The sequence below is a fragment of the Streptomyces sp. BHT-5-2 genome (assembly GCF_019774615.1).
Classification (GTDB): Bacteria; Actinomycetota; Actinomycetes; order Streptomycetales; family Streptomycetaceae; genus Streptomyces.
In genome coordinates, this window is record NZ_CP081496.1 from 5,234,533 (window position 1) to 5,256,192 (window position 21,660).

At 72.9% G+C, this 21,660-nt stretch carries 19 protein-coding genes; 2 read left to right on the forward strand and 17 right to left on the reverse strand.

The features are described 5' to 3' along the window. Window positions 1–36: 36 nt before the first annotated feature. Together K2224_RS23150 and fmt are read right to left on the reverse strand one after the other, a co-directional pair. On the reverse strand, window positions 37–1,476 hold the full coding sequence (locus K2224_RS23150) for an RsmB/NOP family class I SAM-dependent RNA methyltransferase (protein WP_221908431.1): 1,440 nt from the start codon (window positions 1,474–1,476) through the stop codon (window positions 37–39). Window positions 1,477–1,569: 93 nt separating this feature from the next. Next, on the reverse strand, window positions 1,570–2,508 hold the full coding sequence (fmt, locus tag K2224_RS23155) for a methionyl-tRNA formyltransferase (protein WP_221908432.1): 939 nt from the start codon (window positions 2,506–2,508) through the stop codon (window positions 1,570–1,572). A 250-nt stretch (window positions 2,509–2,758) separates the two neighbouring features. On the opposite strand from fmt, the gene K2224_RS23160 reads away from it, so the two are divergent. After that, window positions 2,759–3,304, forward strand: a complete 546-nt coding sequence (locus tag K2224_RS23160) for a hypothetical protein (RefSeq protein ID WP_221908433.1) — start codon at window positions 2,759–2,761, stop codon at window positions 3,302–3,304. A 160-nt stretch (window positions 3,305–3,464) separates the two neighbouring features. On the opposite strand, the gene K2224_RS23165 is transcribed toward K2224_RS23160, so the two are convergent. From K2224_RS23165 to pyrR, 14 genes are all read right to left on the reverse strand, one after another. Next, window positions 3,465–5,606, reverse strand: coding sequence for a primosomal protein N' (locus tag K2224_RS23165; RefSeq protein ID WP_221908434.1), 2,142 nt, complete (start codon window positions 5,604–5,606; stop codon window positions 3,465–3,467). 141 nt (window positions 5,607–5,747) lie between these two features. Next, window positions 5,748–6,956, reverse strand: a complete 1,209-nt coding sequence (metK, locus tag K2224_RS23170; protein WP_221908435.1) for a methionine adenosyltransferase — start codon at window positions 6,954–6,956, stop codon at window positions 5,748–5,750. A gap of 273 nt (window positions 6,957–7,229) precedes the next feature. After that, the gene (coaBC, locus tag K2224_RS23175) at window positions 7,230–8,459 is read right to left on the reverse strand and encodes a bifunctional phosphopantothenoylcysteine decarboxylase/phosphopantothenate--cysteine ligase CoaBC (RefSeq protein WP_221908436.1); all 1,230 of its coding nucleotides are present in this window, start codon (window positions 8,457–8,459) and stop codon (window positions 7,230–7,232) included. 137 nt (window positions 8,460–8,596) lie between these two features. Beyond that, complete coding sequence (gene rpoZ, locus K2224_RS23180; protein ID WP_016572365.1) at window positions 8,597–8,872, reverse strand: DNA-directed RNA polymerase subunit omega; 276 nt, start codon at window positions 8,870–8,872, stop codon at window positions 8,597–8,599. 79 nt (window positions 8,873–8,951) lie between these two features. Then, window positions 8,952–9,572, reverse strand: a complete 621-nt coding sequence (gmk, locus tag K2224_RS23185) for a guanylate kinase (RefSeq protein ID WP_221908437.1) — start codon at window positions 9,570–9,572, stop codon at window positions 8,952–8,954. A gap of 38 nt (window positions 9,573–9,610) precedes the next feature. Beyond that, complete coding sequence (locus tag K2224_RS23190; RefSeq protein WP_039638037.1) at window positions 9,611–9,934, reverse strand: integration host factor; 324 nt, start codon at window positions 9,932–9,934, stop codon at window positions 9,611–9,613. 205 nt (window positions 9,935–10,139) lie between these two features. Further along, window positions 10,140–11,033 (reverse strand): orotidine-5'-phosphate decarboxylase, encoded by an 894-nt coding sequence (gene pyrF, locus K2224_RS23195; protein ID WP_221908438.1) that lies wholly within the window; start codon window positions 11,031–11,033, stop codon window positions 10,140–10,142. Next, window positions 11,030–12,139 (reverse strand): quinone-dependent dihydroorotate dehydrogenase, encoded by a 1,110-nt coding sequence (locus tag K2224_RS23200; protein ID WP_221908439.1) that lies wholly within the window; start codon window positions 12,137–12,139, stop codon window positions 11,030–11,032. Before K2224_RS23200 ends, pyrF begins: the two co-directional genes overlap by 4 nt. A gap of 90 nt (window positions 12,140–12,229) precedes the next feature. Further along, the gene (gene carB / locus K2224_RS23205; protein ID WP_221908440.1) at window positions 12,230–15,541 is read right to left on the reverse strand and encodes a carbamoyl-phosphate synthase large subunit; all 3,312 of its coding nucleotides are present in this window, start codon (window positions 15,539–15,541) and stop codon (window positions 12,230–12,232) included. Next, complete coding sequence (gene carA / locus K2224_RS23210; protein ID WP_221908441.1) at window positions 15,534–16,709, reverse strand: glutamine-hydrolyzing carbamoyl-phosphate synthase small subunit; 1,176 nt, start codon at window positions 16,707–16,709, stop codon at window positions 15,534–15,536. Before carA ends, carB begins: the two co-directional genes overlap by 8 nt. Further along, window positions 16,706–17,281: a hypothetical protein gene (locus K2224_RS23215; protein WP_221908442.1), complete on the reverse strand. Its 576-nt coding sequence runs from the start codon at window positions 17,279–17,281 to the stop codon at window positions 16,706–16,708. The genes carA and K2224_RS23215 overlap by 4 nt, the downstream gene beginning before the upstream one ends. Beyond that, window positions 17,278–18,573, reverse strand: coding sequence for a dihydroorotase (locus tag K2224_RS23220; protein WP_221908443.1), 1,296 nt, complete (start codon window positions 18,571–18,573; stop codon window positions 17,278–17,280). Before K2224_RS23220 ends, K2224_RS23215 begins: the two co-directional genes overlap by 4 nt. A 4-nt stretch (window positions 18,574–18,577) precedes the next feature. Next, entirely contained in the window at window positions 18,578–19,555 is a 978-nt protein-coding gene (locus K2224_RS23225; RefSeq protein ID WP_221908444.1) for an aspartate carbamoyltransferase catalytic subunit, read from the reverse strand. A 94-nt stretch (window positions 19,556–19,649) separates the two neighbouring features. Then, window positions 19,650–20,288 carry a bifunctional pyr operon transcriptional regulator/uracil phosphoribosyltransferase PyrR gene (pyrR, locus tag K2224_RS23230; RefSeq protein WP_221908445.1) on the reverse strand — a complete coding sequence of 213 codons (639 nt, stop codon included), beginning with the start codon at window positions 20,286–20,288 and terminating at the stop codon, window positions 19,650–19,652. A 221-nt stretch (window positions 20,289–20,509) separates the two neighbouring features. On the opposite strand from pyrR, the gene bldD reads away from it, so the two are divergent. Continuing rightward, window positions 20,510–21,010: a transcriptional regulator BldD gene (gene bldD, locus K2224_RS23235; RefSeq protein WP_018539834.1), complete on the forward strand. Its 501-nt coding sequence runs from the start codon at window positions 20,510–20,512 to the stop codon at window positions 21,008–21,010. 210 nt (window positions 21,011–21,220) lie between these two features. Here the strand turns inward: bldD and nusB are convergent, their stop codons facing one another. Further along, the gene (nusB, locus tag K2224_RS23240; protein ID WP_221908446.1) at window positions 21,221–21,658 is read right to left on the reverse strand and encodes a transcription antitermination factor NusB; all 438 of its coding nucleotides are present in this window, start codon (window positions 21,656–21,658) and stop codon (window positions 21,221–21,223) included. Window positions 21,659–21,660: the final 2 nt, after the last annotated feature.

Consider the following 21,660-nt stretch of genomic DNA (forward strand, 5'->3'; position numbering starts at 1 on the left):
GTCTCCAGGAATTACCGGCGGCGCAGTGGCCGACCGTCAGCCGGTCCGCCGCAGCAGCGCCAGATACATCGCGTCCGTGCCGTGCCGGTGCGGCCACAACTGGACGTCCGGCCCGTCGCCGAGCTCGGGGACCCCCGGCATCAGCGGCCGGGCGTCGACCCACTCGGCCGCGGCCGCCGGGCCGCCGCGGCCCTTGAGGACGTCCTCCACCACCGCCCGGGTCTCCGCCGGATGCGGCGAACAGGTCGCATAGCCGACCACACCGCCGATCCGCACCGCCGCCAGCGCCTGCCGCAGCAGCTCCCGCTGGAGCGGCGCGAACCCGTCCAGGTCCTCGGGGCGACGCCGCCAGCGGGCCTCGGGCCGGCGGCGCAGCGCGCCCAGGCCGGTGCACGGCACGTCCACCAGCACCCGGTCGAAGGCCCCGGGCCGCCACGCCGGACGGGTGCCGTCGGCCGCGATCACCGCGTACGGTCCGGGGTTGCCGTCCAGGGCCCGGGCCACCAGCCGCGCGCGGTGCGGCTGCTTCTCCGACGCCAGCAGCGCCGCGCCGCGCCGCGCCGCCAGCGCGCCCAGCAGCGCCGCCTTGCCGCCCGGCCCCGCGCAGCCGTCCAGCCACACGCGGTCCGGGCCGTCCAGCGGCGCGTTCGCCAGCGCCAGCGCGACCAGCTGGCTGCCCTCGTCCTGTACGCCGGCGCGCCCCTCGCGCACCGCGTCCAGCGCGCCCGGCTCCCCGCCCTCGGCGAGCCGGACCGCGTACGGCGACCAACGGCCCGGCACCGCGCCGGTGTCGCCCACGGCCGCCAGCAACTCCTCGGCGGTGGACCGGCCGGGCCGCGCCACCAGCGTCACCTCGGGACGCTCGTTGTCCGCGGCCAGCAGCTCCTCGATGCCCGCGCGGCCGCCGCCGAGGGCGTCCCAGAGGGCCGAGACGACCCACCGGGGATGCGCGTGGACGATCCCCAGGTGCTCCTCGGGATCCTCGTCGTAGGCCGGCGCCACCCGCTCCAGCCAGCCGTCCAGATCGTGCGCGGTGACCTTGCGCAGCACCGCGTTGACGAACTTCGCGCGGCCGTCGCCGAGCACCACCCGGGCCAGTTCGACGGTGGCGCCGACCGCGGCGTGCGGCGGGATCCGGGTGCCGAGCAGCTGGTGCGCGCCGAGCGTCAGCACGTCCAGCACCGGCGGGTCCACCTCGCGCAGCGGCCGGTCCACGCAGTCGGCCAGGATCGCGTCGTAGGTGCCCTGGCGGCGCAGCGAACCGTAGACCAGCTCGGTGGCCAGCGCCGCGTCCCGGGCGTCGAAGTCGCCGGCCGCCCGCGCCTTGCGCAGCAGCGGCGGCAGGACCAGATTCGCGTACGCGTCCCGCTCGTCCACGGCCCGCAGCGCCTCGAACGCGAGGATCCGGACCGGGTCCTTCCTGGGGCGGCGGTAGGGCTTGCGGGTGCCGTGGCGACGCGGCGGCTGCTGACTCACAGAAAAGGTGCTCCGGTATTACGGGACGGTGTCCGCACCAGCCTACGCGGGCCACGAACCCCCGGCGCGGCCGGACGGTCCCGGGGGCGGGCCTCAGCCCTCCAGCCGCTCCCCGGTCGCGATCCGTACGCCGCGGGCCCAGTCCGCGGCCCGCATCGGCTTCTTGCCCTGCGGCTGGACCCAGAGCAGCTCCACCGGGTGGCTGCCGGTGCCCGCGTGCACCGTCTTCTTGGTGGCGGCCAGTTCGCCCGGCGCCAGGGCCGGTCCGTCGTACCCGGCGGCCGGGCCGGCCGCCATCACCTTCAGCCGCTCCCCGCGGAAGACCGTCCAGGCGCCGGGCGCCGGGGCGCACCCCCGGACCACCCGGTCCACCCGCAGCGCGGGCGCGGTCCAGTCGATCCGGGCGTCCTCCACCTCGATCTTCGGGGCGAGGGTGATCCCCTCCTCCGGCTGCGGCACCGCTTCGAGGGTGCCGTCCTCGATGCCGTCCATCGTGGCGGCGAGCAGACCGGAGCCGGCGAACGCCAGCCGGGTCAGCAGATCGCCGCTGGTGTCCGTCGGCCGGACCTCCTCGGTGAGCACCCCGTACACCGGGCCCGAGTCCAGCCCCTGCTCGATCTGGAACGTCGTGGCGCCGGTGATCTCGTCGCCGGCGAGCACCGCGTGCTGCACCGGCGCCGCGCCCCGCCACGCGGGCAGCAGCGAGAAGTGCAGGTTGACCCAGCCGTGGGCCGGGATGTCCAGCGCGGCCTTGGGAAGCAGCGCCCCGTAGGCGACCACCGGGCAGCAGTCCGGCGCGATCTCCCGCAGCCGGGCCAGGAAGTCCTCGTCCCGCGGCTTGACGGGCTTGAGCACCTCGATGCCGGCCTCCGCCGCGCGCTCCGCGACCGGGCTGGCCACCAGCCGGCGGCCCCGGCCGGCCGGCGCGTCGGGCCGGGTCACCACGGCCACCACCTCGTGCCGGTCCGAGGCGATCAGGGCATCGAGAGCGGGTACGGCGACCTCGGGGGTACCGGCGAAGACAAGCCTCATGGGTGACGGACTACCTCTCACACGCTGCGGAACGGCGCACCAGTCTAGGCGTCCTGACGCAGGTCATGGGGCCGAACGCGAGGGGGCGTGCGAACCCGGTCGCGCCCCACGCACACGCTCGTACGCCCCTGCACCGTGACCAGAGCCGCTCCTGACGCGTTGGTCAAGCAGCATTGACCGAATTCCGGGCCGCTTTGGCGGCCCGATCGCTTTCACCCTTCCTTTCCACGCCGGTTCGAGAGGCTTGCTCATGGCCGACCACGCAACCCACGACGCCCAGGCGCGCGCCAGCCTGCATCTCCTGGTGCGGGACATCGAGCGGGTCCGCCGGCAGGTGGACGCCCTGCGCACGCTCACCGCACAGCTCGGCAACGTCTACCGCCCACGCCGCACGGGCCCCTCCACGGGCTTCGTCGTCTACGGCCGGGCGCCGGCCCCCACCGTGCGCCTCGCCCAGGAGCTGCGCGACAGCGTCGAGACCCTCGTCACCGCGGCCGTCGACTTCGACCGCTCGCTGGGCTTCTCCTGGGACGCGGTGGGCTCGGCGCTCGGCGTCACCAAGCAGGCGGTGCACCGCCGTTACGGCGCCCGGCGGGCCGCCACCCAGTCGTCCGGCGACGGCGGTGAGGCCGCGGTGCGCTCGTCCGACACCACCGCGGCCCGCGCGGTCAGCATCGCCGGCGGCCTCGCCGGGGCCCCGTCCGTCCCCGCCGCCCGCTCGATGCCCACCCAGCCCTCCGCCGCCACCCGCGACGAGGCCCGGCCGGGCGCCTTCCCCGGCCCCCGCAACGGCTGAACTCCTCCCCCGCCCCCGCAGGCCGCATCCCGCGGGCAGCACGCACCGGCACCCGGACCGCCCGCCGACATCGGTCCCGGGTGCCGTGCCATGAGACGGGCCCGGCGACGGCTCTCCGGCGCGGGAACGGGCGGGGCACCCACCGGCCGGCCCGGCGCGCTCAGCCCAGATCCAGCGGATCGACCCGCACCCGCACCGGCTGCCCCTCCCGCTTGACCAGACGGGCCGCCTGGGCCGCCTTCAGTGCCGCCGCCAGCGCCCCGCCCTGCCCGGGGCGGACCCGTACGAGCACCCGCTCCCACACCTCGCCCGGCGGTGGATCGCCCGGCCTGCGCGGCCGCCCGGGATCCGGCACCGGCAGCGGCACCGGGCCCAAGACCTCTGCCCCGGCGGGGAGTTCGGCCGCCGCCAGCAGACCGGCCACGTCCTCGGCGCGGCCCGCCACCGAGGCCATCCGCGACACCGGCGGGAAGCCCAGCTCCGCCCGCTCCGCCAGCTCCCGGGCCGCGTGGCCGACGGGATCCCAGCGCACCAGCGCCTGCACCGGCCGCAGCGTCGGCTCCGCGATCACCGCGACCGTGCCGCCCGCCGCCTGGCCGCGGACCAGCGCCGCAGCGCCCAGCCAGCGGCGCAGCGCCTCCTCGCCGGCCCGCAGATCCGGCCGGCCCAGCAGCGCCCAGCCGTCCAGCAGCAGCGCCGCGGCATAGCCCGCGCCCTCGGCGACCGGCTCGGCGCCGGGTGTGCTCACCACCAGCGCGGGCAGATCGGGGACCGACTCCAGGATGTGATCCCGGCCCGACGTCCGGACCGGTACGCCGGGGAACGCCCGGCCGAGCTCCTCGGCCGTCCGCCGCGCGCCGACGACCTGCGCCCGCAGCCGGGTGCCGCCGCACTCCGCGCAGCACCACTCCGGGACCGCCTGCCCGCACCAGCCGCAGCACAGCGCGCCGCCCTGGCTCGGTGCCTCCAGCGGCCCCGCGCAGTGGCGGCACCGGGCCGGCGTCCGGCAGCGCCCGCACGCCAGTCGCGGCACATACCCCCGCCGCGGGACCTGCACCAGGACCGGCCCGTGCGCCAGCGCCTTGCGCGCCGTCTGCCAGGCCAGCGACGGCAGCCGGGCGGCCCGCGCCGCCTCGTCCCGCGCCTGCTCGGTCTCGTCGACGGTGCGGACCAACGGCGCCGCGCCGCGCAGCACTTCGCGCTCGGCGGCCAGCTGGCGCGCCCAGCCGTTCTCCACCAGCTGGGTGGCCTCGACCGTGCGCCCCACGTCGCCGATCAGGCATGCGGCCTTCTCGTGGACGGCGCGGAGCAGGAGCACGTCCCGGGCGTGCGGATGGGGTGCGTGGATCTCGCTGTGGTTGGTGTTGCCGTCGTCCCAGACGGCGACGAGGCCGAGGTCGGCGACCGGTGCGTACATGGCGGCGCGGGTGCCGACCACGGCCCGCACCGCGCCACGGCGTATCGCCAACCAGCAGCGATAGCGCTCCTCGGGGCCGGAGTCGGCGACCAGCAGGGTGTGCCGGTCCGGCCCGATCAGCTCGGTCAGCGCCGCCTCGACCCGGGCGGCGGACCGGCCGTCGGGCATCACCACCAGGGCGCCGCGCCCGGACGCCAGGGTGGCGGCCACCGCGGCGGCGAGTTCGGCCGGCCAGTGCGGCCCCGGCAGGGCGGTCCACACCGCTCGCGGGGCGTCGCCGCGGGCCAGCGCCTCCAGGAACGCCGGGCCGGCCGGATAGCGACTCCAGCTCGCCGGCGCGGGCGGGGCGGGCGGCGCCGGAGGCGGTGCGAAGCGCTCGGCCTCGGCCTTGGCGTTCCGCGGGGGCAGGGCGAGCTGGAGGACGTCGGCGAGCGAGCCGGCGTAGCGGTCGGCGACCGCCCGGCACAGCGCCAGCAGCGGGCCGCTGAGCACCGGCTCCGGCGAGACGACCTGGGCGAGCGCCGCCAGCGGCCCGCGGTAGTCGGACTCGGCGACCCGCTCGACGAGATAGCCGTCCAGCAGGCTCCCGCCCTCGCGGCGGCCCTCGCGCACCCTGCCGGTGCCCGCCCCGAAGCGCACCCGCACCCGCACCCCGGGCTGCGCCTCGGCGTCCATGGCGGCGGGCACGGCGTAGTCCCAGAGCTTGTCCAGGTGGACGGGGCCCTTGTCCACCAGCACCCGGGCCACCGGCAGGTGCGGCGCCAGCGCGGCGCCCCGCCAGGTGCGCGGCTTGGCCCGCTCCGCCTTCGTCTCCCGCACGGCCTCCCGGATCAGGGCCAGCTGCTCGCCCCGCTCCCCCGCATCCGGTTCGTTCTCCCTGCTCACAGCAACCAGTCTTAGCAGACGGCACCGACAACGGCGGCCGGGTGCACAACGGCCCGGGGCCCCGGGCCGCCGTAGCGGTCCGGGGCCCCGGGCCGCCGTAGCGGTCCGGGGCCCCGGAGGAGTGCCCTGGTGGTGCGTGCCCTACAGGCCCGCGGCCTTGCGGAGGGCCTCCACCCGGTCGGTGCGCTCCCAGGTGAAGTCCTCCAGCTCGCGGCCGAAGTGGCCGTAGGCGGCGGTCTGGGAGTAGATCGGGCGGAGCAGGTCGAGGTCGCGGATGATCGCGGCCGGGCGGAGGTCGAAGACCTCGCCGATGGCCTGCTCGATCTTGTCGGTCTCGACGGCGTTGGTGCCGAAGGTCTCGACGAAGAGGCCGACCGGCTCGGCCTTGCCGATCGCGTACGCGACCTGGACCTCGCAGCGCGAGGCGAGGCCGGCGGCGACCACGTTCTTGGCGACCCAGCGCATGGCGTAGGCGGCCGAGCGGTCGACCTTGGACGGGTCCTTGCCGGAGAAGGCACCGCCGCCGTGGCGGGCCATGCCGCCGTAGGTGTCGATGATGATCTTGCGGCCGGTGAGGCCGGCGTCGCCCATCGGGCCGCCGATCTCGAAGCGCCCGGTCGGGTTGACCAGCAGGCGGTAGCCGTCGGTGTCCAGCTTGATGCCGTCCTCGACGAGCTGGTTGAGGACGTGCTCGACGACGAACTCGCGGATGTCGGGCGCCAGCAGCGAGTCCAGGTCGATGTCGCTGGCGTGCTGCGAGGAGACCACCACGGTGTCGAGGCGGACGGCCTTGTTGCCGTCGTACTCGATGGTGACCTGGGTCTTGCCGTCGGGGCGGAGGTAGGGGATGGTCCCGTTCTTGCGGACCTCCGACAGCCGGCGCGAGAGGCGGTGCGCGAGGTAGATCGGCAGCGGCATCAGCTCGGGGGTCTCGTCGCAGGCGTACCCGAACATCAGGCCCTGGTCGCCCGCGCCCTGCCGGTCCAGCTCGTCGTCGTCGCCCTCGACGCGGTTCTCGTACGCGGTGTCGACACCCTGGGCGATGTCCGGGGACTGCGCGCCGATGGACACCGAGACGCCGCAGGAGGCGCCGTCGAAGCCCTTCTTGGACGAGTCGTACCCGATCTCCAGGATCTTGTTCCGGACGAGGTTGGGGATGTCGGCGTACGCCTTGGTCGTCACCTCACCGGCCACGTGCACCAGGCCGGTGGTGATCAACGTCTCCACGGCGACCCGGGACGTCGGGTCCTCCTTCAGGAGTGCGTCGAGAATGGTGTCGCTGATCTGGTCAGCGATCTTGTCGGGGTGGCCCTCGGTGACAGACTCCGAGGTGAACAGGCGGCGGGACACATCGCTCCCTGGGGTTGCAGCGGCTGCTGGCTGATCATTTTGCGGAACGGCCGAGAGCTGCGCTCGGCCGAATCCACTGCCAGTTTATCGGTCTAATGTGGCGCTCGGGCACGCAGTCTCGATTTATGGACCCCCCGTGACCTGGGACACCACTGCCTCACGGTAGTGACGATCACCTCGAGATCCAGTCGGGTCAAGAGGGCACGCCGATTTTCGGGGTTCGATCAGGGGTGCCCGACGGCCCGGTGCGACGCTTTCCGGCCGCGCCGGACGTCAGGGGCGCGGCTCGGCCAGTCGGGGGACGACCAGGTCCCAGACGGTGTCGGCGAGGGCCTCCTTCGGCCCGTACGGGACGGGCGTCTCGGTGCCGTCCGTGGCCAGGATCACGGCCTCGTTCTCGGTCGAACCGAAGGTCCGGTGCTCGCCGACCTCGTTGACGACCAGGAGGTCGCAGCCCTTGCGGGCGAGCTTGGCGCGGCCGTTGGCGAGCACGTCGTCGGTCTCGGCGGCGAAGCCGACGACCAGCTGGCCGGGGCGGGCCCGCTCGGCGGAGAGCTCCGCAAGGATGTCCGGATTCCGTACCAGCGCGATCGGTTCCGGCTCCTGACCCTCCCGCTTCTTGATCTTGCCGGGGGCGTAGACGGCGGGCCGGAAATCGGCGACCGCGGCGGCCATCACCACCGCGTCGGCGTCCGCGGCGGCCTTCAGCACCGCCTCGCGCAGCTGGCGCGCGGTGCCGATGCGGACCACGTCCACACCGGCCGGGTCGGGCAGCTCGGTGTTGCCGGCGACGAGCGTGACCCGGGCGCCGCGGGCCGCGGCGGTGCGGGCGAGGGCGTAGCCCTGCCGGCCGGAGGAGCGGTTGCCGAGGTAGCGCACCGGGTCCAGCGGCTCGCGGGTGCCACCCGCGCTGACCACGACATGGCGGCCGGCGAGGTCCTGCGGCAGGCCCTGGGCACCGCGGGCCAGCACCTGGCGGCACAGGTCGAAGATCTCCACCGGGTCGGGGAAGCGGCCCTTGCCGGTGTCGACGCCGGTGAGCCGGCCCACCGCGGGCTCGACGACCAGCGCGCCGCGGCGCCGCAGGGTGGCGACGTTCTCCTGGGTGGCGGGGTTCTCCCACATCTCGGTGTGCATCGCGGGCGCGAAGACCACCGGGCAGCGGGCCGTGAGCAGGGTGTTGGTCAGCAGGTCGTCGGCGAGGCCGTGGGCGGCCTTGGCCAGCATGTCGGCGGTGGCCGGGGCGACCACGACGAGGTCGGCGGCCTGGCCGATGCGGACGTGCGGGACCTCGTGCACGGACTCCCAGACCTCGGTGGTGGCGGGGTTGCCGGACAGCGCCGACCAGGTGGCCTCGCCGACGAAGTGCAGCGCCGAGGCGGTCGGCACCACCCGGACGTCGTGGCCGGACTCCGTGAACCTGCGCAGCAGCTCGCACGCCTTGTACGCGGCGACACCGCCGCTGACCCCCAGGACGACCCTGGGCCGCTCGCGCTTGTCCATCGTTTCCCGCTCCCCGAGCCTCGAGTCCGAACGTGTGCCCCTCAACCTATGCCCTCGCGGCACACCAAGGGCCCGGCAGGTTCCCCAGCTCGTCGCCGGGGGCCCTGCCGGGCCCTTGGTGAGGTGTGCGGTGCCGCTTACTGGCCGACCGGGCCCTCGATGGCCTCGGAGGTCAGCAGACCCGCGTTGATCTCGCGGAGCGCGATCGACAGCGGCTTCTCGTGCACGTGGGTGTCGACCAGCGGGCCGACGTACTCCAGCAGGCCCTCGCCGAGCTGGGAGTAGTAGGCGTTGATCTGGCGCGCCCGCTTGGCGGCGTAGATCACGAGGCTGTACTTCGAGTCGGTGGCCTCGAGAAGCTCATCAATGGGCGGGTTGATGATGCCCTCGGGTGCGGTGATGGAAGAGGACACTCTCTACCTTCCGAAAGGGGATGAAGCAGGTGGTGGCGCATGCGGCGCCGAAATCCGTGGCGCCTCGGTCGGACCGGGGTCAGTCGCCGGTGGTCCGGTCCTCAGAGCGGCGCAGCATCAAGGCTAGCAGCTCACGGCTGACGTCCTCGACGGAGGTGTTGACGAGCGTCACGTCGAACTCCTTCTCCGCCGCGAGCTCGACCCGGGCCGCCTCCAGGCGCCGCTCGATGACCTCCGGGGCCTCCGTGCCGCGGCCGGTGAGCCGGCGGACCAGCTCCTCCCAGCTCGGCGGGGCCAGGAAGACCAGGTCGGCGTCCGACATGGACTCGCGCACCTGGCGGGCGCCCTGCAGGTCGATCTCCAGGAGGACCGGCTCGCCGGCCGCCAGCCGGTCCAGCACCGCCTTGCGCGGGGTGCCGTAGCGGTTGCCGGCGAACTCGGCCCACTCCAGCAGTTCACCGTTGGCGATCAGCTTGTCGAACTCCTCGTCCTCGACGAAGAAGTACTGGACGCCGTGGCGCTCCCCCGGGCGCGGCTTGCGGGTGGTGGCCGAGACCGAGAGCCAGATCTCGGGATGGACCTTGCGCAGATGCGCGACGACCGTGCTCTTGCCGACCCCCGAAGGGCCGGAGAGCACGGTCAGGCGCGGTTGTCTGGCCGGGGGTACGGGGGCGGACCCCCGGGAGACTGCTGAACTCATGCAGCGATTATTCCAGCTTCCCGGCGGTGCCGGAAAACTCAGGCGCCGCTGCCGCCGAACTCGCGCTCCAGCGATGCGATCTGGTTGGAGCCCAGACCGCGCACCCGGCGGCTCTCGGAGATGCCGAGGCGCTCCATGATCTGCTTCGCACGGACCTTGCCCACGCCGGGCAGGGACTCCAGGAGGGCCGAGACCTTCATCTTGCCGATGACATCGTTCTTCTGGCCCTGCTGGATGACCTCGTGCAGGGAGGCCCCGGAGTGCTTGAGCCGATTCTTGACCTCGGCGCGCTCCCGGCGAGCCGCGGCGGCCTTTTCGAGCGCGGCAGCGCGCTGTTCAGGGGTAAGGGGCGGAAGAGCCACGCCTACGTCACCTCGGATGTCGAACTGTCGGATACGGACCGGTGTGGAACCTAGTCGCCCCGCAACAGCGGAGCAACGAGCAACGCGCTTACGTGCAGTGCTCTCGACGGAGACTAGCGGCCGATCGCGCCGGAGTCAGCGAGAACAGACGAAAAGTCCTGGTCAGACTCAGCTGACCAGGACATTTCGGGACCAAATAACCGCGTTATGCGACGGCCGCGCGCACTTCGTCGGCACAGCGGGCCGCCGCCGTGCGCAGTGCACCGGCGTCCGGACCGTGCTTCAGCACTCCCCGGCTGACGCTCGGGACGACGTTGCGGACCGCCGCGCCGAAGACGGTGGGCAGGTCGGCGGGGGTGGCGCCCTGGGCTCCGATGCCGGGGGCCAGCAGCGGGCCGTTGATCGCCAGGTCGAAGGCGGAGAGATCGCCGAGGGTGGCGCCGACGACCGCGCCGAAGGAGCCCAGCGGCGCCGCCCCGGCGTTCTCGGCGGCGAGGTGGCCGAGCATGGTGGCGGCGACGGTGCGGCCGTCCTCGCGGACCGCGCGCTGCACCTCCGCGCCCTCCGGGTTGGAGGTCAGGCCCAGCACGAAGAGCCCGGCGCCACTCTGCCGCGCCAGCTCCACGGCCGGCTCCAGCGAGCCGTAGCCGAGGTACGGGGAGACCGTCAACGCGTCCGAGAACAGCGGCGAGTCCGGGCGCAGGAACGCCTCGGCGTAGGCGCTCATGGTGGAACCGATGTCGCCGCGCTTGGCGTCCATGAGGATCAGCGCACCGCGTTCCCGCGCCTCCTCGACGGCGGTCTCCAGCACGGCGACGCCGCGCGAGCCGAACCGCTCGAAGAAGGCCGACTGCGGCTTGAAGACCGCGACCTGCTCGCCGAGCGCCTCGACGACGGTCCTGGTGAACCGCGCCAGGCCCGCGACGTCGTCGTTCAGGCCCCAGTCGGCCAGCAGCGAGGCGTGCGGGTCGATGCCGATGCAGAGCGGGCCGCGCTCGTCCATGGCGCGGCGCAGGCGCGCGCCGAAGGGTTGAAGAGAGAGCGGGCGCCCGGAGGGCGTCGTTGAGGGGCGGAGGTCGGGCGACGGGCGGGGGCTCATCCGGTCACCTTCTTGTGGTCGGCGCCGACCGCGTCGGCGAGGGTGGCGTACGGGCTGGTGCGCAGGCGCGCGGCGAGGCCCTTGTGGATCGCCCGGCACCAGAAGGGGCCCTGGTAGATGAAGGCGCTGTAGCCCTGGACGAGGGTGGCGCCGGCGAGGATGCGCTGCCAGGCGTCCTCGGCGGTCTCGATGCCGCCGACGCCGACCAGGGTGATCCGGTCGCCGACCCGGGCGTACAGGCGGCGCAGGACCTCCAGGGAGCGCTCCTTGAGGGGGGCGCCGGAGAGGCCGCCGGTCTCGGCGGTCAGCTTCGGGTCGGAGGTCAGGCCCAGGCCCTCGCGGGCGATGGTGGTGTTGGTGGCGATGATGCCGTCCAGGGCCAGCTCCAGGGCGAGGTCGGCGACCGCGTCCACGTCCTCGTCCGCGAGGTCCGGGGCGATCTTGACCAGCAGCGGGACCCGGCGGTCGGGGACGGTGCGGTCGGCGGCCTCGCGGACCGCGGTGAGCAGCGGCCGCAGGTGGTCGGTGGCCTGGAGGTTGCGCAGCCCCGGCGTGTTCGGCGAGGAGACGTTGACGACGAGGTAGTCGGCGTGCCGGGCCAGGCGCTCGGTGGAGGTGACGTAGTCGGCGACCGCCTCGGACTCCGGGACGATCTTGGTCTTGCCGATGTTGACGCCGAGGGTGGTCCGGAAGACCGGGTTGCGGGCGGCCAGGCGGGCCGCGACGGCGGCCGAGCCGTCGTTGTTGAAGCCCATGCGGTTGATCAGCGCGCGGTCCGGGACCAGCCGGAACAGCCGCTTCTTGGGGTTGCCGGGCTGCGGCTGGGCGGTGACGGTGCCGATCTCGACGTGGTCGAAGCCGAGCATGGCCAGGCCGTCGACGGCCACGGCGTTCTTGTCGAAGCCGGCGGCCAGGCCGAACGGGCCGTGCATCCGGCGGCCCAGGGCCTCGGTGCGCAGCTCCTTGTAGCGGGGGGCCAGGGCGGCCGCGGCGAAGGTGCGGAGCACCGGGACGCGCGCGGCCAGGCGGATCCATCGGAAGGCCAGGTGGTGGGCCTTCTCGGGGTCCATGCGCTGGAAGAACAGCTGGAAGAACAGGCGGTACATGGTGGTGGGCGGGCCTTCTCGCGGAGGGGGGGTCGGGTGGGGTGGGCTCACGAAGAGGGGGACACCGCCTTCGGTGTCCCCCTCGCGGGCCTACTCCTCGCGGGCCGCGGTCAGTTGCCGGGCGTGTTCCTGGAGGGAACGCACCCCGACGTCGCCGCGGGAGGTCGCCTCGATGCCCTGGACGGCGGCGGCCAGTGCCTGGACCGTCGTCAGGCAGGGGATGCCGCGGGCCACGGAGGCGGTGCGGATGTCGTAGCCGTCGAGCCGGCCGCCGGTCCCGTAGGGGGTGTTGACGATCAGGTCGACCTCGCCGTCGTGGATCAGCTGGACGATGGTCTTCTCGCCGTTCGGGCCCTCGCCCTCGGACTGCTTGCGCACCACGGTGGCCTTGATGCCGTTGCGGCGCAGCACCTCGGCGGTGCCGGAGGTGGCCAGCAGCTCGAAGCCGTGGGCGACCAGCTCACGGGCCGGGAAGATCATCGAGCGCTTGTCGCGGTTGGCGACGGAGACGAAGGCCCGGCCCTTGGTGGGCAGCGCGCCGTAGGCGCCGGCCTGCGACTTGGCGTACGCGGTGCCGAAGACCGAGTCGATGCCCATGACCTCGCCGGTGGAGCGCATCTCCGGGCCGAGGACGGTGTCCACACCGCGGCCGGAGGCGTCCCGGAACCGCGACCAGGGCATGACCGCCTCCTTGACGGAGATCGGCGCGTCCAGCGGCAGGGTGCCGCCGTCGCCGGTCTTGGGCAGCATGCCCTCGGCGCGCAGTTCGGCGATGGTGGCGCCCAGCGAGATCCGGGCGGCTGCCTTGGCCAGCGGGACCGCGGTGGCCTTCGAGGTGAAGGGCACGGTCCGCGAGGCGCGCGGGTTGGCCTCCAGGACGTAGAGGATGTCCCCGGCCATCGCGAACTGGATGTTGATCAGCCCGCGGACGCCAACGCCCTTGGCGATGGCCTCCGTCGAGGCCCGCAGCCGCTTGATGTCGAAGCCGCCGAGGGTGATCGGGGGCAGCGCGCAGGCCGAGTCGCCGGAGTGGATGCCGGCCTCCTCGATGTGCTCCATGACGCCGCCGAGGTAGAGCTCGTGGCCGTCGTAGAGCGCGTCCACGTCGATCTCGATGGCGTCGTCGAGGAAGCGGTCGATCAGGACCGGGTGCTGGTCGATCAGACCGGCGTGCCGCTCCAGGTACCCGGCCAGCGAGGGCTCGTCGTAGACGATCTCCATGCCGCGGCCGCCGAGGACGTAGGAGGGGCGGACCATGACCGGGTAGCCGATCTCGGTGGCGATGGCCTTGGCCTCCTCGAAGGAGAAGGCGGTGCCGTACTTGGGAGCCGGCAGCCCGGCCTCGGTCAGCACCCGGCCGAACGCGCCGCGCTCCTCGGCGAGGTCGATGGCCTCGGGCGAGGTGCCGACGATCGGCACGCCGTTGTCCTTGAGGGCCTGCGCCAGGCCCAGCGGGGTCTGCCCGCCGAGCTGGACGATGACGCCCGCGACCGGGCCGGCCTGCTGCTCGGCGTGCACGATCTCCAGGACGTCCTCCAGGGTGAGCGGCTCGAAGTAGAGCCGGTCGGAGGTGTCGTAGTCGGTGGAGACGGTCTCCGGGTTGCAGTTGACCATGACGGTCTCGTAGCCGGCTTCGCTGAGCGCGAACGAGGCGTGAACGCAGGAGTAGTCGAACTCGATGCCCTGGCCGATGCGGTTGGGGCCGGAGCCGAGGATGATCACCGCGGGCTTCTCGCGGGGCGCGACCTCGCTCTCCTCGTCGTAGGAGGAGTAGAAGTACGGCGTCCGCGCGGCGAACTCGGCGGCGCAGGTGTCGACCGTCTTGTAGACCGGGCGGATGCCCAGCGCGTGCCGCACCTCGCGGACGACGTCCTCGCGCAGGCCGCGGATGGCCGCGATCTGGGCGTCCGAGAAGCCGTGGCGCTTTGCTTCCGCAAGGGTCTCCGGGTCCAGCTTGTCGGCGGCCGCGATCTCGTCGGCGACCTCCTTGACCAGGAAGAGCTGGTCGACGAACCACGGGTCGATCTTCGTGGCGTCGAAGACCTCCTGCGGGGTGGCGCCGGCCCGGATGGCGGCCATGACGGTGTTGATCCGGCCGTCGGTGGGGACCTTGGCCCGCTCCAGCAGCTCCGCCTTGTCGCCGGGCTCGCCGGTGAAGGCGAACTGGCTGCCCTTCTTCTCCATCGAGCGGAGTGCCTTGTTGAGCGCCTCGGTGAAGTTGCGGCCGATGGCCATCGCCTCGCCGACCGACTTCATGGTGGTGGTGAGGGTGGCGTCGGCGGCCGGGAACTTCTCGAAGGCGAACCGCGGCACCTTGACCACGACGTAGTCGAGGGTGGGCTCGAACGACGCCGGGGTCTGCTCGGTGATGTCGTTGGGGACCTCGTCGAGGGTGTAGCCGACGGCGAGCCGGGCGGCGATCTTCGCGATCGGGAAGCCAGTGGCCTTGGAGGCGAGGGCGGACGAGCGCGAGACCCGCGGGTTCATCTCGATGACGATCACCCGACCGTCCTCGGGGTTGACCGCGAACTGGATGTTGCAGCCGCCGGTGTCGACGCCGACCTCGCGGATCACCGCGATGCCGATGTCGCGCAGGATCTGGTACTCGCGGTCGGTCAGCGTCATCGCGGGCGCGACGGTGATCGAGTCGCCGGTGTGCACGCCCATCGGGTCGAAGTTCTCGATGGAGCAGACGACCACGACGTTGTCGTGCTTGTCGCGCATCAGCTCCAGCTCGTACTCCTTCCAGCCGAGGATGGACTCCTCCAGGAGCACCTCGGTGGTCGGGGAGAGCGTGAGGCCCTGGCCGGCGATCCGGCGCAGCTCCTCCTCGTCGTGGGCGAAACCGGAGCCGGCACCGCCCATGGTGAAGGACGGGCGGACGACGACCGGGTAGCCGCCGAGCTCCTCGACGCCCTTGAGGACGTCGTCCATGGAGTGGCAGATGTAGGAGCGCGCGGACTCACCGTGGCCGATCTTGCGGCGGACGGCCTCGACGACCTCCTTGAACAGGTCGCGGTCCTCGCCCTTGTTGATCGCCTCGACGTTGGCGCCGATCAGCTCGACGCCGTACTTCTGGAGGGTGCCCGCCTCGTGGAGCGAGATGGCGGTGTTGAGCGCGGTCTGGCCGCCGAGGGTCGGCAGCAGGGCGTCCGGGCGCTCCTTGGCGATGATCTTCTCGACGAACTCCGGGGTGATCGGCTCGACGTAGGTGGCGTCGGCGATCTCCGGGTCGGTCATGATCGTGGCCGGGTTGGAGTTGACCAGGATGACGCGCAGGCCCTCGGACTTGAGGACCCGGCATGCCTGGGTGCCGGAGTAGTCGAACTCGGCGGCCTGACCGATGACGATCGGGCCGGAGCCGATGACCAGGACGGACTGGATATCGGTGCGCTTAGGCACGCTGGCCCTCCATCAGGGAAACGCTGTGCTGATTGTTGTCTCGCATGAGCTCGACGAACCGGTCGAAGAGGTACGCGGCGTCGTGCGGGCCGGCGGCCGCCTCGGGGTGGTACTGAACGCTGAAGGCCGGCTGGTCCAGGAGCTGGAGCCCCTCCACCACGTCGTCGTTGAGGCAGACGTGGGAGACCTCGGCGCGGCCGTAGGGGGTGTCGGATACCTTGTCGAGCGGGGCGTCCACCGCGAAACCGTGGTTGTGCGCGGTGATCTCGACCTTGCCGGTCGTGCGGTCCTGCACCGGCTGGTTGATGCCGCGGTGCCCGTACTTGAGCTTGTACGTGCCGAAGCCCAGCGCCCGGCCCAGGATCTGGTTGCCGAAGCAGATGCCGAACAGCGGGGTCTTGCGGGAGAGCACCTCGCGCATCACCGCGACCGGGTGGTCGGCGGTGGCCGGGTCGCCGGGGCCGTTGGAGAAGAACACGCCGTCGGGGTTGACCGCGTAGACGTCCTCGGCGGTGGCGGTGGCCGGCAGGACGTGCACCTCGATGCCGCGCTCGGCCATCCGGTGCGGGGTCATGCCCTTGATGCCGAGGTCGATCGCGGCCACGGTGAACTTCTTCGCACCGATCGCCGGGACGACGTACGCCTCCTTGGTGGCGACCTCCGCGGAGAGGTCGGCGCCCTTCATCTCGGGCTGCTGGCGCACCTCGGCGAGCATGGTGCCCGCGTCGGGCAGTGCGTTGCCGGAGAAGATGCCGACCCGCATCGCGCCGCGCTCGCGCAGATGGCGGGTGAGCGCGCGGGTGTCGACGCCGCTGATGCCGACGACGCCCTGGTGGCGCAGCTCCTCGTCGAGGGAGCGGCGGGAGCGCCAGTTGGACGGGATCCGGGCGGGGTCGCGGACGACGTAGCCGGCCACCCAGATCCGCGCGGACTCGGGGTCCTCGTCGTTCACGCCGGTGTTGCCGACGTGCGGGGCGGTCATGACGACGACCTGGCGGTGGTACGACGGGTCGGTCAGTGTCTCCTGGTAGCCGGTCATGCCGGTGGAGAACACCGCCTCGCCGAAGGTCTCCCCCACGGCCCCGTAGGCGCGGCCGCGGAAGGTGCGGCCGTCCTCCAGGACGAGTACGGCGGGGATCTTGCCCGTCCCCTTGGTGGAGGTCGTCATCGTGCGCCTTCCGTTTCGGTGTGCTCGGTGCTGCTGAGCTGGTTGATGGCCTCGACCCAGGCGGGGTGCTCCCCGGCCCGGTCGGAGCGGAAGCCGGAGTCGATCCGTCTGCCGCCGTGTTCCCAGGTGACGACCAGCAGGCCGCCCTCGGGGAGGACCTTGCCGGCGATGCCGGCCTCCAGGCGTGCGCCGCGCAGGGCGGCGACCGGTACGAAGAAGTCCGTGGCGCCGGGCCGTTCGACGGCCAGGCCCTGGTCGGTGAGGGTCAGTTCGGCCCGGCTGCGGGTGCCCAGACCGCGGGCGACGATCCGGTCGAGCCACTGCCCGGCGGTGGTCGAGCCGTGGTAGCGCCCGCTGAGGGACAGCCGGGCCTCCCCCGCGTCGTCCGGTGCGGACGGCAGCTCGGGCAGATCGCCCTGGAGGGTGCCGCGCCACTTCCAGCCCTGGCGCATCAGCCAGTACACGAAGACGACGAAGACCAGGAGGCCGACCACCCAGGCGATGCGCCCGGACCAGTCGGTGACCGGGGCGGAGTGCTGCGCCGCGGCCAGGGGGATCAGTTGAGGAGTCACGCGAGCTTCCCGTCGACGACCGTTGCGCGGCCCCGCAGGAAGGTGTGGGTGACGCGTCCCGGCAGCTCACGGCCCTCGTAGGGGGTGTTGCGGCTGCGGGAGGCGAAGCCCGCGGGGTCCACCTCTCCACGGTAAGCGGAATCGACCAGGGTGAGGTTGGCGGGCTCGCCGACCGAGACGGGGCGTCCCTGGCCCGCCAGCCGACCGATCCGCGCCGGCGCGGCGGACATCCGGTCGGCGACGCCGGCCCAGTCCAGCAGTCCGGTCTCGACCATGGTCTGCTGGACGACCGACAGGGCGGTCTCCAGGCCCACCATGCCCATGGCGGCCGCGGCCCACTCGCAGTCCTTGTCCTCGTGCGGGTGCGGGGCGTGGTCGGTGGCGACGATGTCGATCGTGCCGTCGGCGAGCGCCTCGCGCAGCGCCATCACGTCCCGCTCGGTGCGCAGCGGCGGGTTGACCTTGTAGACCGGGTTGTAGCTGCGCACCAGCTCGTCGGTGAGGAGCAGGTGGTGCGGGGTGACCTCGGCGGTGACGTCGATGCCGCGGGACTTGGCCCAGCGGACGATCTCGACGCTGCCGGCGGTCGACAGGTGGCAGATGTGGACCCGGGAGCCCACGTGCTCGGCGAGCAGCACGTCCCGGGCGATGATCGACTCCTCGGCGACGGCCGGCCAGCCGCCCAACCCCAGTTCGGCCGAGACGACGCCCTCGTTCATCTGGGCGCCCTCGGTCAGCCGCGGCTCCTGGGCGTGCTGGGCGACGACCCCGCCGAACGCCTTCACGTACTCCAGGGCCCGCCGCATGATCACCGCGTCGTCGACGCACTTGCCGTCGTCGGAGAAGACCGTGACGCCGGCCGCGGACTCGTGCATCGCGCCGAGCTCGGCGAGCTTCCTGCCCTCCAGGCCGACGGTGACGGCGCCGATGGGCTGCACGTCGCAGTAGCCGTGCTCCCGGCCCAGCCGGTAGACCTGCTCGACGACGCCGGCGGTGTCGGCGACCGGGAAGGTGTTGGCCATGGCGAACACCGCGGTGTAGCCGCCGGCGGCCGCGGCCCGGGTGCCGGTCAGGACGGTCTCGGAGTCCTCCCGCCCGGGCTCGCGCAGATGGGTGTGCAGGTCGACCAGGCCCGGCAGCAGGATCTTCCCGGCGGCCTCGACGACCTCGGCGCCCTCGGCACTGGACACGGTGAGGTCGGTGCCGACGGCGGTGATCGTCCCGTCCGTGATCAGCACGTCCTGCGGCGCGCCGCCGAGCACCTTCGCACCGCGGATAAGGATCTTGCTCATGGTGTTACTTCTCCTCGGTACGGGGGTGGGTGACGGCGGGCTCGTTGCCGCCGAGCAGCAGGTAGAGGACGGCCATGCGGACGGAGACGCCGTTGGCGACCTGTTCGACGACCGTGCAGCGGTCGGAGTCGGCGACCTCGGCGGTGATCTCCATGCCGCGGACCATCGGGCCGGGGTGCATGACGAGGGCGTGGTCGGGCATCCGCGCCATCCGGTCGGCGTCCAGGCCGTAGCGGCGCGAGTACTCGCGCTCGGTGGGGAAGAACGCGGCGTTCATCCGCTCGCGCTGGACCCGCAGCATCATCACGGCGTCGGACTTGGGCAGCACCCGGTCGAGGTCGTAGGAGACCTCGCACGGCCAGGTCTCGACGCCGACCGGTACGAGGGTGGGCGGCGCGACGAGGGTGACCTCGGCGCCGAGGGTGTGCAGCAGATCGACGTTGGAGCGGGCGACGCGGCTGTGCAGGACGTCCCCGACGAGCGTGATGCGCCTCCCGGTGAGGTCCTTGCCGAGCCCTGCGTCCGGGCCGATCAGCCGGCGCCGCATGGTGAAGGCGTCGAGCAGCGCCTGGGTGGGGTGCTGGTGGGTGCCGTCGCCGGCGTTGATGACGGGGGCGTCGATCCAGCCGGACGTGGCGAGGCGGTAGGGGGCGCCGGAGGCGCCGTGCCGGATGACGACGGCGTCGACGCCCATCGCCTCCAGGGTCTGGGCGGTGTCCTTCAGGGACTCGCCCTTGGAGACGCTGGAGCCCTTGGCGGCGAAGTTGATGACGTCGGCGGAGAGCCGCTTCTCGGCCGCCTCGAAGGAGATCCGGGTGCGGGTGGAGTCCTCGAAGAAGAGGTTGCAGACGGTACGGCCGCGCAGGGCGGGCAGTTTCTTGATCGGCCGGTCGGCGACCCGGGCCATTTCCTCGGCGGTGTCGAGGATCAGCACGGCGTCGTCCCGCGTGAGATCGGCGGCCGAGATGAGGTGACGCTTCATCCGGTGTTCTCCGGGAGTGAGGGAGGTGTACGGGAATGTCCGTCGAGCGGGCATGGGTACGGGCCCGGGGTCACCGGGTCCGTCCGCGCGTGCGCTAGCGCCCGTCGGCCGGGGCGGTCCGCTCGACCGCCGGGACGTCGGCGTCGGGACCGGGTCGGGACGGGGCCGGGCGCAGGCCGAGCAGCACGGCGTCGCGGCCGTCCTCCTCGGTGAGCTGGACCTTGACCGCCTCCCGCAGCGAGGTGGGGAGGTTCTTGCCCACGTAGTCGGCGCGGATCGGCAGCTCGCGGTGACCCCGGTCGACCAGGACGGCCAGCTGCACGGCGCGCGGGCGCCCGATGTCGCCCAGCGCGTCCAGGGCGGCACGGATCGTCCGTCCGGAGAAGAGCACGTCGTCGACGAGGAGGACGAGGCGGCCCTCGATGCCGTCGGTGGGGATCTCCGTGCGGCCCAGCGTGCGGGCCGGGCCCAGCCGCAGATCGTCGCGGTACATCGTGATGTCGAGCGAGCCGACCGGAATGGCGCGGCCGGTGATCTCCTCGAGCTTGGCGGCCAGCCGCCGGGCGAGAAAGACGCCGCGGGTGGGGATTCCCAGGAGCACCACGTCGTCCGCGCCCTTGGCGCGCTCGACGATTTCGTGGGCGATACGGGTCAGCATCCGCGCGATGTCCGGGCCTTCGAGCACCGGCCGGGCGGAAGCGTGCGTTCTCGGGTCGGAATGCGTCGCGTCCATACGAAACGGACCTCCTTCTCCGCCTCACGGGACGGACCTTAAAGGACGTCGGAATTACGAGACTCAGGCTATCAGGAGGCCCCCGGAGAGCCGCGCGCCCCCCTGACGGGTGAGGGTCTGGCCCATTCGGCTTGACGAAGTCAGATTACGCTGCGTAACCTCACAGTGAGTTACCAGCCCGCGGCCGAGCCGCATGTCGATACAGCCGTCTGGGGAGCTTTATGTCCAGCGAATACGCCAAACAGCTCGGGGCCAAGCTCCGCGCCATCCGTACCCAGCAGGGCCTCTCTCTCCATGGCGTCGAGGAGAAGTCCCAGGGCCGCTGGAAGGCCGTGGTGGTGGGGTCCTACGAGCGCGGTGACCGTGCCGTGACCGTCCAGCGCCTCGCCGAGCTGGCCGACTTCTACGGCGTGCCGGTGCAGGAGCTGCTGCCGGGCACCACGCCGGGCGGCGCCGCCGAGCCGCCGCCGAAGCTGGTGCTGGACCTGGAGCGTCTGGCCCACGTCCCGCAGGAGAAGGCCGGCCCGCTCCAGCGCTACGCCGCCACCATCCAGAGCCAGCGCGGGGACTACAACGGCAAGGTCCTCTCGATCCGCCAGGACGACCTGCGCACCCTCGCGGTGATCTACGACCAGTCGCCCTCGGTGCTCACCGAGCAGCTGATCAGCTGGGGCGTGCTGGACGCGGACGCCCGCCGGGCCGTGCAGCACGAGGAGATCTGACCGGCCTCCACCCCCCGCTTCACACGCAGAAACGTACCGCCGCTCCGGGCTGCCCGGAGCGGCGGTCGGCGTATCCGGCGACGGACGCCCAGGCGACCCGCCGCGCCGCGGAGACGGGCACGGGAAGACCGACGGGCCCGGAGCGACGCGGTGTCGCTCCGGGCCCGTCCGGTGCCTCGGTTCACGGCCGTCGGCGGCCGCGTGGCCGGATCAGCGCGTCTCCTCCCGGCGCAGTCCCGGCTTGAGCTCCTTGAGCCGGGCCAGCAGGCCGTTGACGAACGACGGCGAGTCGTCCGTGGAGAACTCCTTGGCCAGCTGCACGGCCTCGTCGATCGCCACCGCGTCCGGCGTCCCGTCGACCCACAGCAGCTCGTAGGCCCCGAGCCGCAGGATGGAGCGGTCGGCCGCCGGCATCCGGTCCAGGTCCCAGTCGACGGAGTAGGTGGAGATCAGCTCGTCGATGCGGGCGATGTGCTCCGCGTACCCCTCGACCAGTTCCAGGGTGTACTCGTGGACCGGCGGTTGACGGGTGTCGGTCCGGGCGTGGCGCATCCAGTCCGCCAGCACGGACTGCACGTCGGCACCGCGCTGGTCGGCCTCGAAGAGGATCTGGAAGGCGCGCTTACGGGCCTTGGTGCGGGCAGCCACGG